The organism is Achromobacter semiaridum (assembly GCF_053543755.1).
On record NZ_JBLVOL010000011.1, the window covers coordinates 24,476 to 39,319 of the forward strand.

Genomic DNA, 14,844 nt, shown 5'->3' on the forward strand with positions numbered 1-14,844 from the left:
GCGCTGCGCCCGTTGCCGCCACGCGCTTGCGCCGCCCAGGCCTGCGCCTTGGCGTTCATGTCGCGCCACCGATCCATGCGCGCGGCCGAATTCGAAAACAGATGGTCCAGATCGCTGCCGTTGGTTTCACGGTTCATCATGGTGTACCCCTGGCGTTGCAAGGCGCGAAGCGCCCCGCGAATACGCAGAAAACGAAGAAGGCGGACAAAGAGTGGGCGTCGGGATGGGCGGCTTTTTCAGGAAAGCAGCATGATCACGATCATTCCCCAGATGGTCAGCAAGGTGTTGCCGACTGCGTAGGTGACCGTATAGCCCAGCCCCGGGACCTGGCTCTTGGCGGCTTCGCACACCATGCCGAGCGCGGCGGTGGTGGTGCGCGCGCCGGCGCAGATGCCCAGGATCAGCGCCGGATGAAAGCGAAACACAAACTTGGCCAACAACATGCCGACGACCAGCGGCACGGCCGTGGCGAAAATGCCCCACAGGAACAGGCTGATGCCCAGTTTCTGCAGGCCCGCCACAAAACCCGGCCCGGCGGATATGCCGACCACGGCAATGAACACGTTCAGGCCCACCGAATTCATGAACCACAGTGTCGGTTCCGGTATGCGTCCAAAGGTGGGATGAACGGCGCGAAACCAGCCGAACACAATGCCCGCGATCAACGCGCCACCCGCGGTGGAAAGCGTCAGCGGAATACCGCCGACATCGATAACGATCGCGCCAATCAACGCGCCGGCGGTGATGGCCAGCGATACAAACGCCACGTCCGTCACTGTCGTGGGCCGATCCACATAGCCCAGTTCCTTGGCGGTGATATTGATGTCTTGCGTGCGCCCGACCACGGTGATGACGTCGCCCCGGTAGAGCTGCGTTTTGGGCAACACGGGAATCTGCGTTTCGGTGGGGCCGCGCCGGATCTTTTTAAGAAACACGCCGCGCGCGCCCGGCCACCGCGCCAATTCCTCCAGCCGTTTGCCGTCCACCTTTTTGTTCGAGACGTAGATGTCCACGCCTTCGGTCTTGATGTTGAGCAGCTCGGGGTCTTCGACTTCGCGCCCGCTGGGGCCCAGGCGCAGAATCATCTGATCGCGCTTGCCGCCGATGACCACCACGTCGCCCGCCTGGATAAGCGTGGCCTGGTCCACTTCCATGATGTCGCCGTCACGCCGTATGCGCTCGATGAATGCGCGCACGCCTTCGCGGGTGCCGGCTTCAAGCTCACCGACTGATTTACCGATGAACGGACTTTCGGGCGCCACGGAATAGGCCCGCATCTCGAATTCGTGCCACTCGGTGGCGCCTTGCGCGGCGTTGCCCGCGCCCAGCATTTTTTCGTATTCCTGACAGGCCGCCACCAGATCGATGCCCAACAGTTTCGGGCCGATCTGCGCCAGGATGATGGCCGAGCCCACGGTGCCGAAGATGTAGGTCACCGCGTAGGCAATGGGCATGGCGTCCAGCAAGGCCTGGGTTTCTTCAGGCGACCGGCCCAGGCGGTTGATCGCGTCGGTAGCCAGCCCCATCGACGCCGAGATGGTCTGCGAGCCGGCCAGCAAGCCGGCGGCCGAGCCCAGGTCATATCCGGCAATGATCGCGGCGACGGCCGCAGCGCCTAATGAAAGCAGCGCCATGACCACGGCGAAAATGGCCTGCGGCAGGCCGTCCTTGGCGATGCCCCGCACAAACTGCGGGCCGACCCCGTAGCCGACCGCGAACAGGAACATCAGGAAGAACACCGATTTGACGTTGGGCGAGATCTTCACGCCCAGGATGCCGATGACGATGGCGACCAGCAAGGTCGCGGTCACAGCCCCAAGGCTGAATCCCTTGAAGCTCTTTCCCCCGATCCAGTAACCGATTCCCAGCGCCAGGAATATGGCGATTTCCGGATAAGCCTTAAGCGTAGAAACGAACCAGTCCATGGTCTTCTCCTCGAAGGGGCCACTAGATGATCTTGCTTCGTACAAACGCGGGCATACTGGCCTGCTGCGCTGCAACGGACGCGGCGGCGGGCATATCCGGCAAATCTAATCGCGGAAAAAAACGCGCGCCATACTCAGTCTTGGGTATGGCGCGGGCTGGGCGCGGGGCGCCTCGTTGCGGGGAGAGTCGGCGCAGGCGGCCGCCGGCAAGGCGGGCAGGCGCTTGCGGCTTACTTCACCACGTAGTTGTTCGCTTCCGCTTCACCCGACCACTTGCGCAGCGCCGCGATGAATTCCGGGCACACGTTGCCGTCTACGCTGGTGCTGGTAATGATGCTGTTTTCCATGCGCATCAGCACGGTGCATTCATACACGCGGGTGCGGTTTTGATAGTGGCCCGTGCTGTTGGTCTGAAAAACAGGCGTGGCGGCGGAGGTGTTGGTGGCGGGAATCATGCCCACCACTTGCTGGCTTGTGCCCGTGGTGACCCACTCGGTGTAGGGCGCCGCCTGGTAGTCGGACCATTCCAGTTCCATGGTGTTGCCCACCGCGCGCTTCTTGGATGGCTCGCCCAAGGCGGCGATGGCGTCGTTGATGGACCGGCCTTCCATGTTCTTGGCCACGTTCACGCTGGGCGAGAACGACAGGCCGGACTTGAACACATTGCCTAGCGACGGCAAACCCGAGCTACCGCCGTCAGGCATGGGCGCGCAGCCCGACAAGCCCAGGGCGGCGGCGATCAGGGTGGCCGGCAACAGCATTTTGCGGCGGGTCGAACAATGCAAGGGCGACGTCATGGTGGGCGGTCGGTGTTCCGTGGCAAGGGTCCGGTCGGCGTTTGCGGCCGGCGGGGAGTCGGGGATAACGCAGTCTGATTGTTTCTCTTCGTGACAGGCGGCCGGGGGGTGCGGGCAAGGCATCTGGCCGTCGGCGCGGTGCGGAGCGCCGATATGCGTAAGAAAAGTTCGACATTTTTACCGGAAAACGGGGCCAGCAATCTCATCACGGCATGTGAAATTTGTTACTCAATATGCCTGGAAGGCGGCAAATCTGGGGGACGGAGCCCGGCCGCTCTTTGCTAACATCGTCCCCGCTTCGCTCCCGGATTCCTTTCTTTCATTGACCACGACGATGATGCCTGCCCGCTTTCACCGATTGATCCGCGCTGCATTCGCCGCTATCGCGTTGCTGGCCGGTTTGGCTACAAGCCCCGCTCACGCCGACAAGCAGTTTGGCGGCGTCGCCACCGATGGCAATCACGACAAAACGTACTGGACCCTGCCCGAAGCGTCGCAAAAGGACGCCGAGGCCTCGTCGCTGGCCGAGTGCCGGCGCCAGGGCGGCAAGGACTGCAAGAAGTTGAACTGGTTTTCGGACAGCTGCCTGGCCTATGCGCGCAACTCGCGCCAGGATCTGTTTCCGGGCAACAGCGTGTCGTCCGAACTGGCCGCCAAGAAAGCCATGCGCCGCTGCACCGCGGGCAGCCCCGACGGCAAGTGCCGCCTGGTGACGCTGCCGTATTGTGTGGGCCCGGGCTACAGCGCCGCCGACCTGCAAGGCGCCAAGCGCGCCAAGCCCGCCGATGTGGAAGCGTTGTCCGCCAAGGTAAATGACCGCCAATACTGGGGCGCCGTGGCCGAAGGGGCCGACGGCGGCCTGGTCTATTCGGACGGCTACCCGAAAGAAGACGATGCCGTCTCGACGCTGCTGAAGTGGGAAGAATGCAAGGACTGCCGCAAGGTGCTGACCTATAAGGACACCTGCGTCGGCATGGCCTGGGTGAAGGGCAGCGAAGGGCGTGGCACGCGCTTCACGGCGCTGAACCCCGACCCCGTTGCCGCGCGCGAGCAAGCTCGCACGGCATGCTCGGCCAAGACCGGCGCACCGGCCTGCGTGGCAATGCTGCGCTGCTCGGGTCGCGCCTACATCGACGGCTACCCCGGCGAGGACGTGAAGCCCAAGTAAGCAGTCGGGGCGAAGCAAGACATCACTTATCCAGCCACGGCGCTTCCTTCCACAGCTTCTGGAATTCCGCCTCGCCGTTCGTCAATTCGCCGGCGTAGTCCGCGGGCGGCAGGTAGCGCAAGGGGGCGAACATCTCTTTCGCCTTGGCCTGGAACGCCGGATCATCGACCGTGCGCTTGACGGCATCCGTCAGCTTTGCCCGCACCTCGGGCGGCAAGCCCTTAGGCGCCGCCAGGCCGCGCAGCGACGCCAGTTCAAAGTCATACCCCTGTTCCTTGAAGGTCGGCACGTCAGGCAGCGCGGCGGATCGCGTCTTGCCCATCTGCCCCAGGAAACGCAGCGGCGTGCCGCCTTTCTGATACTGCAACGCCTCGCCTACATTGATGGCGCCAATGGTGATTTCGCCACTGGCCAACGCGCCACGCACTTCGCCCGCGCCCTTGTACGGAATGTGGCTCAGCTTCGTGCCCGACGCGCGCTCAAAACGCAGCATGGCCAAGTGGTCGTCGGACCCCGTGCCGGTCGTGCCCACGGTGACCTTGCCCGGGTTTTTCCTGGCGTAGGCCAACAGGTCGGCCAACGTCTTCAGTTCGTTATCGTTGCGCACCGTAAAGGCACCCGGGTCATCGATCAGGTTTCCCAACAGGTCGTAGCTTTGCCACGTGAAGTTGGACTTGCGTTCGATCGGGATGGTCAGCAGATTTGGCGTGTTGATGAAGCCGATGGTGTAGCCGTCCGGTTGCGCGCGGGCCAGTTCGGTAAAGCCGATGGCGCCGCCCGCGCCGGGGCGGTTCAGCACCACGATGCGCGCATCGTTGCCCAGGTACTTTTGCAAGAAGGGCGCCATCATGCGCGCCACCAGGTCCGTGCCGCCGCCGGGGCCGTACGACACGATCAGGTTGATGGGGTGTTCGGGGTAGCCGGCCGCTTGCGCGTTGCCCGCGAACAGGGTGGCGCCGGACAGCAGGGCGATGGACGCCGCCAGCGCGCGCAAGGTGCGGCGCTTGTTGTGGGGGGTTTGCATGGTGTCTCCTCTTGGGGTGGGTTGGCGGCTTGATGCCGCACTGTGTTTTTTCAGGTGCCGCGCACGGTATTTTTCAGAGGACGTGCACGGCGGGGCGCTACGACTGCAAGGCGGCAATGCGCGCCGCCGCTATCGGCCAGACCTCGGGGTTGACCAGTTGCGGCGGGCGCTCGCCGCGCAGCATGGCCGTCAATTGCTGCGCGGATGACCGCGCCACATTGCGACGGGCCTCATGCGTGACGCCGGCGGTATGAAAGGTGGCGACCACGTTCGGCAGCGCCAGCAGCGGCGCATCGCGCGGGGGCGGCTCTTGCTGCCAGACGTCCAGGCCCGCGCCGCGCAGATGGCCGCCGCGCAGCGCGTCGTACAGCGCGGCCTCGTCATGGATGCCGCCGCGCGCGGTGGATACGAACACCGCGTCGGGCTTCATGGCGGCAAAGGCGCGGGCATCGATCATGCCGCGTGTCGAGGCGTCCAGCGGACAGTGCAGCGACACCACATCGGCCTGCGCCAGCAGGTCGGGCAAGGACACCGGTTCCGCGCCGCGCGCACGGATGGTGTCGGCGTCCAGCAGCGGATCATGCGCAATGACGCGCATCCCGAATCCTTGCGCAATGCGCGCCACCCGCGAGCCGATCTGGCCGATACCCACCAGGCCGATCACCGTGCCGTGAATTTCATGGCCCATCAGATCCTCGCGCGAGAAGCCGGTGTCGTGGCGCAGGCGCTGGTGGGATTCGACCACGCGGCGCTGCACGGCCAGCAGCAGCGCATAGGTATGCTCGGCCACCGACGCGGCGTTGCCGCCCGCCTGGTTCACCACCGCAATTCCCGCTGCCGTGCAGGCGGGCACGTCCACCGTGTCGTAGCCCGCGCCGCCAGACGACACGCAGACCAGATCGGGGCATTGCGCAATCAGCGCCGCGTTGACGAACCACTGGCGCGGCAGTTCGTCCTTGGCGGCCGACACGTGGTAGGCGTGGGCCGAACGCAGCCCGGCCAGCGTGCGCGCGTCATCGCCGTGCGCGGGCAGCACCGACAAGGCAATGCCGGATTCGGCGCCGATGATCTCGTCGAAAATCGGGTTCAGCCACAGGTCAAGGCGGCACAGGCGTTTGGGAAAGTCCTGCAAGGGGGAACCGATATGCGGCATTGCACCTAGTCTCCGGTGGGCGGTCATCGTTTGAGGCGACTCTACGCGTGCGGACACCGGAGATAAAGCGAATAATTTTCTATTTCGTGGGAGACTTTTTCGAAACAGTGGCGGTGCGGGGGAAGCGTGCTACAGCATTCCGGCGGGCGCGCCGAAGTCCAGCGCGTCCTGCGCCAGCGCCCTCAGGTTGGCCAGCATGGGTCGCGTGTCGTCGCGCCGCCATTGGAAGGTATAGGGCAGGGGGCGCAAAGGCGGCAGGCCGGGCAGCGCGTGCAGGTCACCGCGTTGGATCATGATGCGCGCCCATGCCGTGGGCAGAAAGCCCAGGCCCAGCCCCTGCCGCAACATCCCCGCGATGGCGCCCCAGCTGTTGCAGCACTGGGTGCGGCCGGGCGAGACGCCTTGTTCGGTCAGCCAGTCGTCCAGCATGCGGATCACGCCGGAACTTTGCGGTTGCGTAATCAGCGTCAGCCCGGGCAGGTCGGCCACGGCCAGCGCGGCGGGGTCCGGCACCGCGCGCGGGGCGGCTACCCATTCGAAGGACGCGCTGCCGATCAGGTGCGAGGCTATGGACGCGCGCGAAGACGGCCCCGCGATCACGGCAAAATCCAGGTCGCCTTCTTCCAGGCCACGTTCAACCAGTTCGCCCACGCCTACATAGGGTTCGACCAGCAGGTTGGGATGCGCGCGCTGGATGTCGTCGATCAAGCGGGGCATCCATGTCATGGACGTCAGCTCGCCCGCGCCAAAGCGGCAGCGGCCGGAATAGGTCAGGTTGTTGCTGGCCTGCTGCATGAACTGGTCGGCGTTGCGCAGCAGGTCCTTGGCATGGGGAACCAGTTGTTCGCCCAAGGCCGTCAGGGTTGCGCTGCGGGCGCTGCGGCTGAACAGATCGGCGCCGATGGACGCTTCCAGTTCACCGATGCGTTTGGACAAAGACGACACCGAGATATTGAGCCGGTTGGCGGCAATGGCAAAGTTCTTGCAGGTGGCGGCCCAGTAAAAGGCTTCGAGTTGCTTGAGGGTCATGGCGGGGTCCGGGGTGGGGCCTGGGGAGAGCCCGGGCAGCTTCAGGGCGAAGAAAAGTGTAATAAGCAATATCGATAAAGTCACTTTATTCAAACAAGTGACGGGCCTATAGTCGTGCGCCATCGCCAAAACCACCGCGCGCAGGCCCTCGTATCAGGGGCCCGCCGCCGCCAGGAGACCGCCATGCCCGACCCGTTGCGCCATCTGCTCCGCCTTCAAGATTTCCAGGCGGCCGCAAAGAAGCGCCTGCCTGAACCGATCTACGCCTATGTGTCGGGCGCGGTGGAAGACGGGCAGTCCGAACGCGGCAACCGGCAGGCCTTTGCACACTACGGCTTTCGGCCCAAGGTGCTGGTGGACGTTTCCCAGCGAACCACTCGCGCCACCGTGCTGGGCCGAGACTACGCCGCGCCGGTCGGCGTGGCGCCCATGGGCATCGCGGCGTTGTCGAGTTATCGCGGCGACATCGTGCTGGCGCGCGCCGCCGCTGCCGCCGACGTGCCTTGCATCATGAGCGGGTCGTCGCTGATCCGCTTGGAAGAAGTGATGCAGGCCGCGCCGGGCACCTGGTTCCAGGCATACCTGCCGGGCGATGACGCGCAGATCAGCGCCTTGATCGATCGCGTTGCCGCCGCCGGCGTCACCACACTGGTGCTGACGGTGGACACCCCGGTGGCCGCCAATCGCGAGAACAACGTGCGCGCCGGCTTCTCAACGCCGCTGCGGCCCAGCGTGGGGTTGGCCTGGCAGGGCCTGACGCATCCGCGCTGGCTGTTCGGTACGTTTCTTCGCACGCTGTGGCGCCACGGCATGCCGCATTTTGAAAACAACTACGCCACGCGCGGCGCGCCGATTCTATCGGCCAACGTGCTGCGGGATTTTTCGGATCGTGGCCATCTCGACTGGCGCCACGTGGCGGCCATCCGCCGTCGTTGGAAAGGGAAAATGGTCATCAAGGGCATCCTGCATCCCGACGATGCGCGCACCGCAAAGGCCCATGGCATGGACGGCTTGATCGTGTCGAACCACGGCGGCCGTCAACTGGATGGCAGCGTGTCGCCGCTGTTGGCCCTGCCCGCTGTGGTGGACGCCGCGGGCGGCATGGACGTGATGCTGGACAGCGGCGTGCGGCGCGGGTCCGACGTGCTCAAAGCCATCGCGCTAGGCGCGCGCTGCGTATTCGTGGGGCGGCCGTTCAACTACGCGGCGACGGTGGCGGGGCAGCGCGGCGTGTCGCACGCCATCAAGCTGATCGTGGAAGAAATCAGGCGCAACATGGGCATGCTGGGCGTGGTGCAGTTGCGGGAAGTGACGCGCGACGCGCTGGTGCGTTTGCCGCCAGGGCTGGACGGCGAGGGCGGCGGGGGCAGCTAGGGCGGCGATGGTGGCGATGGCGGCCGGCGCGCCGGGACGGCAAAGGCGGCCGGGGCAGCGTGGGCAGCGGCGGCGCCATGATGTCTTAGCCTAGAATGCCGGCACCCTGACTTTACGCGGCTTCGTCCGCACCGCCACTGTGTTCCGTTCTTCCTGCGTTCTGGCGTGGCCTTGTTTGAAAATCTGGCGTCGCCGCGTGCTGGCCGGCGCCGTGGCAATGTGCGCCGTGATGCCGGCCATGGTGGCCGCACAACCCGCGGCCGGCAACACCGATCACCTGAAGGCCGTCGAGCCCCTCGGCGGCGATTTCGCGCTGGAAGGCTATCCAAGGTCGAACCTGCGCACCATCTTGTATCGCGGCAAGATCTACCGGCCCTTGAACGCCTATGAGTTCGTGCACGTCAAGCCTCTGGGGCCCACGCAAGGCGGCCAGCCGATGCTGCTGGCGGTGTCCAACGACATGATGGGCGTGGGCACGATCTTGATCGCGGTGCAAAACGGCACGCCGCTGGCGCGCGTGCTCAGTCCCACGGTGGACCTGCGCGACCCGGACCTGGGTATGCCGCAGCCCGGCCGGCAAGACGTGCTGCTTTTCACCGCGGGCTCGCGTGCGCTGGTGACCTCGACCGGGCAGGTGTTGTGGTTCGAACACAAGCGCCCGAAGGAATACATCTCTTCCATCCCGCTGTTGGTGTCGGTGTCGCCGGACAACAAGCAGGGTGCGTTGTTGTTGGACAACCAGATCCGGCTGGCGCGCGTCGATGATGGCCCTTATGCCAGTGTGCCGTTCACCAAGGACCGGCAGGCCAAAGCGTTCGCCGGTTTGTGGGACGAGAGCTCGCAAGCGGCCAAAAAGGCCCTGGACGCGGGACAGCGCATCGATCAACGGCGGCTATACAACAACTTGAAGGCGGCATGGATCAATCGGCATTTTGCATGGCGGCAGGGCAAGGACGGCTGGCAGTTCACGGGGCTGGACCTGACGTCCGCGCCCCTGCCGGCACTGAGCGCGCGGGAGAATTGACATGACGCACCTTGCAAAGCGATTGCCGCTTAAAGGCGTGGGCTTGCTTGGCGTAATGCTGTTGGCGGGATGCGCGGGCAGTGCCGTCATCTACGAAGAGCACGTGCGCACCGAAGACGCTAAGCCCCAGGACGTCGTCCTGACGCTGGACGTGACGTTTGCGCGCGCGCCCGATTTCGACCCGAAGCAGGACACCCGGGCAGGGCCGCCACCGCACGTGGAATATTCCGGCGGCCCCAGCCTGGACGTGCCGTTCTATCAAAAGGGCATCGGCTTTGACCTGGGCGTAGTGGGCGATCCGCGCGCCTTGCTGGCCTTGCCGTATCCGTCGCCCGCCACGCGCACCACGTCGGCCAAACTGAAGATCTTTGGTGAACGACGCGATGCCAGGCGGTACCGCTTTGTCGTGCTGCCCCGCGCCGGTTGGAACAGCTACAACAGCTACCAGGTGTCCTTCGCCATCAATGGCCGTCAAGAGGGCATGACGTTTGCCTACAGCACCAAGGCGGTGTGCGACAACACGTTCGACGTGACGACGCCCACCTATGGGTTCGGCATGTCGGTGTCTGCCAGATTGCCCGACGGCAAACCCGCTTGCTTGATGGCGTGCGACGCGCGGCCCGGCTACCCGGGATATTGCGCGTTCGGCGCCGACGTGGAGTCCATGCTGGTCCGCTGATGGCGGGCTGGGGCGGTCAGCCGCCCATGTCGTTCACCGCCCGTTGGATCAGCCCTTGCAACCACGCGAGCGCCGCGTCGGTCGGCGCGCGTCGGCTGCTGATCAGGTCAACGGCAAATGGGCCGGGGTCGACTTCAGGCGGCAAGGGCCGCAGGCTGAGGCTTTGCCCGGCCAGGCGCTGCGCCGCGCGGCGCGCCAACGTGGCGATCAGGTCCGTACCGGCCACGGCATGGGGCAGGGCGACGATGTGTGCAAACGTGCACGCCACGCGGCGCTTGCGGCCCAGGCGTGCCAGGCCGGCGTCCACCACCCCGCGCGCGGAGCCATCGTCGCTGGGCACGAACAGCGCGTGCGGCAAGGCGACGTAGCGTTCCAGGGTCAGCTTGCGGCCCCGCAGGCCGGGATGCTGCTTGTCGGCAATGCAGATAAAGGTCTCTTCGTATAGCCGCGTGGCGCGCATGCGCTTGGGCGGGCTCAGGTGGCCGCCGATGGCGATGTCCACGGTGCCGTTATCCAGCTGTTCGTAAATGGCGGCGCGGTCCAGGCGCGCAACGCGCAAGTCCGCCGCGGGCGCTTCACGGCGCAAGCGCGCCACGATGTGCGGCACCAGCACCACGTCGGCATAGTCGCTGGCGGCCAGCGTAAAACGCCGCCCCTGCGCCGCACCGGGGTCAAACCCCACCCCTTGCGCCAGCGCGCGCCGGATCTGATCCAGCGCACCGCTTACGGCGGGCATCAGCGCGATTGCATGGTCGGTGGGCTGCATGCCGTCGGCGGTGCGCACGAACAGCTCGTCGTTGAACAGACGCCGCAAGCGGCCCAGCGCGCTGCTTACCGAAGGCTGCGCGCGATGGATGCGCTGTCCGGCTAACGTCACGTTGCGCGTTTCGTACAGGGCTTCAAAAGCCACCAACAGGTTCAGGTCCACGGCAGATAGATTCATATGGTCAATAGTACGTATAGCGGATATCGATTTCAACAATTGGCGCTGTCGCTTCTACCATGGTCCGCATCGACACAAAAAGGAAGCTGGCATGGCAACCGTATTGATTACCGGCATTGAACCGTTCGATGGCGAAACGCTTAACCCCTCGTGGGAGGCCGCGCGCCGCCTGGACGGGCAGGCCGTGGCGGGCGCGCACTTGATTGCGCGCCAACTGCCCTGCGTCATCGGCAAGGTGGTGGATCGCTTGCGCCAGGCAATCGATGACGTGCAGCCGGACGTGGTGATCTGCCTGGGGCAGGCGGGCGGTCGGGTGGACGTGTCGGTCGAGCGCGTGGCGATCAACGTGATCGATGCGCGCATTCCCGACAACGAGGGCCGCCAGCCCGTCGACGAGCCCATCGTGGCGGGCGGCCCGGCGGCCTATTTTTCCACCTTGCCCATCAAGGCCGTCGTCCGCGACCTGCGCGCTGCCGGCATTCCCGCTTCGGTGTCGTCCACGGCGGGCACCTACAACTGCAACACCATCTTTTACGGCCTGGCGCATCTGATCGCCACGCAGCGGCCCGCGTTGCGCGGTGGCTTCGTGCACGTGCCTTACCTGCCCGAGATGGCCACGCGCCATCCCGGCGCGCCCAGCCTGGCGCTGGACGTGCTGGTGCAGGGCGTCAAGATCATGGTGGCCACGACGCTGGCGGTGTCGCAAGACATCAAGCTGGGCGCGGGCGCGTTGCACTGAACCGGCGGGCATCAACATGAATACAACATTGGCAAACGCCGACACTTTTGCGCTGGACGGCACGCCGTTCCAGCATCGCCGCGTGGTAGTGGACAGCCTGGGATATCACGTGGTGGAAGGGGGCACGGGGCCCGCGCTGATCTTGTTGGCGGGCTTTCCGCAAAGCTGGTACGCGTGGCGGCGCGTGATGCCGCTGCTGGCGCCGCACTTTCGCGTGTTCGCGGTAGACCTGCCTGGGCAGGGCGATTCCGACAAGCCACTGGATGGCTACGATACGCGCACCGCGGGGGAACGCCTGCATGCTTTGTTCCACGCGATGGGCCTGACGCGCTATGCGCTGGCGGGCCACGATATCGGCGCGTGGATCGCGTACCCCTACGCCGCCCGCTATGCGCACGAGGTCGATCACGTGGTGCTGCTGGACGCGAACATTCCCGGCGTCACCCTGCCGCCCGCCATCGAGCTTGGCGCGGATAACTGGCGCAGCTGGCACTTCCTGTTCAACAGCGTGCCCGACCTGCCCGAAGCCTTGCTGGCCGGGCGCGAGCGCATCCTGATCGAATGGTTCTTCTCACGCAAGACGGCCAACAAGCCGGGCGTGTTCAGCCGTGCCGACGTCGACGAATACGAACGCGTGTACCAGACCTTGGGCGGCCTGCGCGGCATGCTGGGCTACTACCGCGCCGAACCCGAAGACCGCGAGCAGAACCGCGCGCTACGCGATACGCCATTGACCGTGCCGGTGCTGGCGCTGGGCGGAGAGCAGGGCAGCGCGCCCGGCCTGCACCAAGCGCTTAAACCCCTGGCGCGCGATCTTCAAGGCGGCGTGTTGTCCGATTGCGGCCACTATCTGCCCGAGGAACAACCGCGAGAATTGGCGCGGCGCATGTTGGCGTTCTTGACGGACAAGCGCGCCTAGCCGGGCTATTTTCACATTGCGTATCGGTATTTGTTGCGCGCCGGCGCCGCCCCTATCCTGAATTTTTGCAAACACACAGGGGCGGCAAATGAGCACACTGGAACACACGCGGCTGGACATCCGGCCGCTGTCGGTTTTTACGGGCGCCGAGATTCACGGCGTGGACCTGACGCAAGCGCTGACCGACGACGAGGTCGAGCAGATCCGCGCGGCGCTGCTGCGCTGGAAGGTCGTTTTCTTTCGTGACCAACACATCGACCACGCCCAGCACCTGGCTTTTGCGCGGCGCTTTGGACGCCCGACGTCGGCGCACCCTTACGACGCGAATCCACCCGAGGGCTATCCCCAGATCCGCACAATTTCATCGCGGTCCACTACCGGGCGGCGCGGTGAACGCTGGCACACCGACGTAACGGGCGTGGTCAATCCGCCCGCCGGGTCCATTCTGCGCGCGGGCCGGCAAGTGCCCGCGTATGGCGGCGACACGATCTTCACCAATCTGGTGGCGGCTTATGAGCATTTATCGCCCGCGCTGCGCGCGCTGGCAGACGGCCTCTGGGCGCGTCACCAGTTTGGCGGCTACAACGGCGACTTCGACAACCAGACGGTCTATGCCCAACGGGTGCAGGCCAGCCCGCTGGTGTCCGAACACCCGGTGGTGCGCGTGTTGCCCGAGACGGGCGAGCGCGCGCTGTTCGTGAACCCCGGCTTCACGCGGCGGATCAAGGACGTCAATGAAGAGGAAAGCCGCCATCTGCTGAACCTGTTCTTTGAAGAAATCACTCGGCCCGAGTACACCGCGCGCTTCCGTTGGGAGCCCGGCAGCATTGCGTTCTGGGACAACCGTGCGACGGCCCACCAGGGGCCTGGTGACTTTGCTTATCTGGACACCGAGCGCGTGCTGTACCGCATCACCCTGGAGGGCGACGTGCCCGTGGGGGTGGACGGCCGGCATTCATCGGCCGTGCTGGGCAAGCCGTTCAGCGCGTTCGGCGCGGACACGGGAGCGACGGCATGAGCAGCAAACGCAAATCCGCATGGCGGCTGGGCCTGGGCCTGGCGGCGGGCGTGGTGGTGGGCGCCGGCTTGTTGAGCAACTTTGCCGGGTCGGCACCGGTGGCTTCGGAAGACGCCAACCGCTACCCGAACCGACCCGTCAAGATTGTGGTGCCGGTTGCGGCGGGCGGCAGCGCCGACAAGCTGGCGCGCACCCTGGCGCAAAAGCTGGGCGAGAAATGGCGCCAGAGCGTCGTCGTCGAAAACCAGCCGGGCGCCAGCAGCGCCATCGGCAACGCGGCCGTGGCGCATGCGCGCGGCGATGGCTACACGCTGCTACTGGCCGGCGACGCCTTGTCGCTGAACGCCTTGCAGGCCAGCGTGCCGTACGACCCGGTCAGGGACTTGCAGGGCGTGACCAAAGCCGTGGTGAATCCGCAGCTGCTGGTGGTGCGCCCCGGCCTGGGCGTGAAGACCTTTCAGGAGTTCGTGGCGCTGGTCAGGCAACGACCCGGCGAGATTTCGCTGGCCTTGCCGGGCGGCACGGGCAGCTTGCAGCACCTGGCGGTGGAACTCTTGAACGAGCGCATCGGTGCCAAGACCAATCAGATTCCCTACCCGGGCGGCGGGCCGGCCACGTTGGACGTGCTGGGCGGGCACGTGGACGCGATGTTGATCACGTTGGCGGCTGCCACCGAAAACGTGCGCAGCGGCAAGCTGGTGGCCTTGGCCGTGACCACGCCGACGCGCTCCAGTGCGTTGCCCGACGTGCCCACCATGCAAGAGGCGGGGCTGCCCGACTACGCGGTGGAAAGCTGGCAGGGATTTTCCGTACCGGCTTCGACGCCCCGCGCGGTGGTGGACCGCATCAACCGTGACGTCGTGGCGGTGCTGCGCGAGCCGGACACGACGGCGTTGCTGGAAAACCTGGGCTTCACCATCGCGGCGACGGCGCCCGACGCGGTGGACCAGACGGTGCGCGACGACATCGCGACGTACCGCCGCATCATCGCGTCAGCGGACGTGAAGCTGAAGTAGCACGCAGCCGCGCCGGACGCCCGGACGCCGGACGCA

General features: G+C 65.7%; 14 protein-coding genes. 8 read left to right on the top strand and 6 right to left on the bottom strand.

The genetic code is table 11. The features are described from left to right. Positions 1-236: 236 nt before the first annotated feature. Together aspT and ACNPP0_RS02965 are read right to left on the bottom strand one after the other, a co-directional pair. Complete coding sequence (gene aspT / locus ACNPP0_RS02960; RefSeq protein WP_448704980.1) at positions 237-1,925, bottom strand: aspartate-alanine antiporter; 1,689 nt, start codon at positions 1,923-1,925, stop codon at positions 237-239. Between the two features lie 230 nt (positions 1,926-2,155). Beyond that, on the bottom strand, positions 2,156-2,722 hold the full coding sequence (locus ACNPP0_RS02965; protein ID WP_332608333.1) for a hypothetical protein: 567 nt from the start codon (positions 2,720-2,722) through the stop codon (positions 2,156-2,158). Positions 2,723-3,056: 334 nt separating this feature from the next. On the opposite strand from ACNPP0_RS02965, the gene ACNPP0_RS02970 reads away from it, so the two are divergent. Beyond that, positions 3,057-3,890 (top strand): DUF4189 domain-containing protein, encoded by an 834-nt coding sequence (locus tag ACNPP0_RS02970; RefSeq protein WP_448704981.1) that lies wholly within the window; start codon positions 3,057-3,059, stop codon positions 3,888-3,890. A 22-nt stretch (positions 3,891-3,912) separates the two neighbouring features. Here the strand turns inward: ACNPP0_RS02970 and ACNPP0_RS02975 are convergent, their stop codons facing one another. From ACNPP0_RS02975 to ACNPP0_RS02985, 3 genes are all read right to left on the bottom strand, one after another. Further along, a complete protein-coding gene (locus ACNPP0_RS02975) occupies positions 3,913-4,914 on the bottom strand; it encodes a Bug family tripartite tricarboxylate transporter substrate binding protein (RefSeq protein ID WP_332608331.1) in 1,002 nt (333 codons plus the stop codon). Positions 4,915-5,011: 97 nt separating this feature from the next. Continuing rightward, on the bottom strand, positions 5,012-6,067 hold the full coding sequence (locus ACNPP0_RS02980) for a hydroxyacid dehydrogenase (protein WP_448704982.1): 1,056 nt from the start codon (positions 6,065-6,067) through the stop codon (positions 5,012-5,014). Between the two features lie 129 nt (positions 6,068-6,196). After that, positions 6,197-7,096, bottom strand: coding sequence for a LysR family transcriptional regulator (locus ACNPP0_RS02985; RefSeq protein ID WP_332608329.1), 900 nt, complete (start codon positions 7,094-7,096; stop codon positions 6,197-6,199). A gap of 183 nt (positions 7,097-7,279) precedes the next feature. Between ACNPP0_RS02985 and ACNPP0_RS02990 the strand changes: the two genes are divergently transcribed. The 3 genes from ACNPP0_RS02990 to ACNPP0_RS03000 all read left to right on the top strand — a co-directional run bounded on the left by ACNPP0_RS02990 (position 7,280) and on the right by ACNPP0_RS03000 (position 10,173). Beyond that, positions 7,280-8,470: an alpha-hydroxy acid oxidase gene (locus ACNPP0_RS02990; RefSeq protein ID WP_448704983.1), complete on the top strand. Its 1,191-nt coding sequence runs from the start codon at positions 7,280-7,282 to the stop codon at positions 8,468-8,470. A 175-nt stretch (positions 8,471-8,645) separates the two neighbouring features. Next, positions 8,646-9,494, top strand: coding sequence for a hypothetical protein (locus tag ACNPP0_RS02995; protein ID WP_448704984.1), 849 nt, complete (start codon positions 8,646-8,648; stop codon positions 9,492-9,494). Position 9,495: 1 nt separating this feature from the next. After that, positions 9,496-10,173, top strand: coding sequence for a hypothetical protein (locus ACNPP0_RS03000; RefSeq protein WP_448704985.1), 678 nt, complete (start codon positions 9,496-9,498; stop codon positions 10,171-10,173). A gap of 16 nt (positions 10,174-10,189) precedes the next feature. Here ACNPP0_RS03000 and ACNPP0_RS03005 read toward each other — a convergent pair whose 3' ends face one another. Then, entirely contained in the window at positions 10,190-11,116 is a 927-nt protein-coding gene (locus ACNPP0_RS03005; RefSeq protein WP_332608325.1) for a LysR family transcriptional regulator, read from the bottom strand. A gap of 91 nt (positions 11,117-11,207) precedes the next feature. Between ACNPP0_RS03005 and pcp the strand changes: the two genes are divergently transcribed. The 4 genes from pcp (at position 11,208) to ACNPP0_RS03025 (ending at position 14,808) form a co-directional block, all read left to right on the top strand. Continuing rightward, entirely contained in the window at positions 11,208-11,855 is a 648-nt protein-coding gene (gene pcp, locus ACNPP0_RS03010) for a pyroglutamyl-peptidase I (RefSeq protein ID WP_448704986.1), read from the top strand. 16 nt (positions 11,856-11,871) lie between these two features. Next, a complete protein-coding gene (locus ACNPP0_RS03015) occupies positions 11,872-12,774 on the top strand; it encodes an alpha/beta fold hydrolase (protein WP_448704987.1) in 903 nt (300 codons plus the stop codon). Positions 12,775-12,862: 88 nt separating this feature from the next. Then, positions 12,863-13,792, top strand: a complete 930-nt coding sequence (locus ACNPP0_RS03020; RefSeq protein ID WP_448704988.1) for a TauD/TfdA dioxygenase family protein — start codon at positions 12,863-12,865, stop codon at positions 13,790-13,792. Then, complete coding sequence (locus ACNPP0_RS03025; protein ID WP_448704989.1) at positions 13,789-14,808, top strand: Bug family tripartite tricarboxylate transporter substrate binding protein; 1,020 nt, start codon at positions 13,789-13,791, stop codon at positions 14,806-14,808. The genes ACNPP0_RS03020 and ACNPP0_RS03025 overlap by 4 nt, the downstream gene beginning before the upstream one ends. The last annotated feature ends 36 nt before the right edge of the window (positions 14,809-14,844 follow it).